Annotated in this window: 1 protein-coding gene; it reads left to right on the top strand. The window is 66.5% G+C overall.

The annotated features are described in order from the left end of the window. Positions 1–600 (top strand): transposase (locus ACTFO6_RS17350; protein ID WP_439935685.1); only part of this gene is annotated, 600 nt, incomplete at its 5' end. Positions 601–799: the final 199 nt, after the last annotated feature.

Genomic DNA, 799 nt, shown 5'->3' with positions numbered 1-799 from the left:
GACCTGCTCACCCACCTGATCGAGCACGGCCTGGACCCGCAGGTCGAGCGCCTGTTCGTGATCGACGGCTCGAAGGCGCTTCGATCCGCCATCGAGGAGGTGTTCGGAAAGGCTGCCCGGGTGCAGCGCTGCCGCAGCCACAAGATCCGTAACGTCGCCGACCGGCTGCCCAAGGAACTGGCCGCCCAGGTCAAGAGCGTGATGCGGGCCGCCTACAAGCTGCCGGAGAAGGAGGGCAAGGCGAGGCTCCGGCAGCAGGCCTCCTGGCTCCAGGCCGATTACCCGGATGCGGCGGCAAGTCTCCTTGAAGGGCTGGACGAGCTCTTCACGGTCAATCGGCTGGGGCTTACGCCGCAGCTGATGCGCTGCCTGGCGACAACGAATCTGATCGAGAACCCGAATGGTGCCGTGCGCCGGGTGACGCATCGGGTCTGCCGCTACCGGGATGCGGAGATGGCGCTGCGCTGGACGGCCAGCGGCTTTCTGGAGGCCGAGAAGAACTTCCGGCGCTTGCAAGGGCATCGGGAACTGTGGGTGTTGGCGACCGCGCTCGGCCGCAATGCCGAAAGCATCGCCCCGCTCAAAAGCCAGCTTGCGTAGGTTATGATTCACATCGACCGCCGCTCAAACCTTCAACTGAATTTGGGACAGCGCCTGATGCGCCCGTTACCGCTGTTTTTCTCATGTCCGGTCGCGGCCCGCCCAAGAAAAAGTCGGGCGCCTCTCCCCCGGCGCCCCTGCCCCGCCCGCCCGCGCGACGAAGGCGCTCGACCGTTTCCCGGACCCGCTCCCAGCCACC

Origin of the sequence: Pelomicrobium sp. G1, from assembly GCF_051905455.1 — a bacterium.
In the GTDB taxonomy this organism is placed as follows: domain Bacteria; phylum Pseudomonadota; class Gammaproteobacteria; order Burkholderiales; family UBA6910; genus Pelomicrobium.
This window is presented reverse-complemented; position numbering and strand designations above follow the sequence as displayed.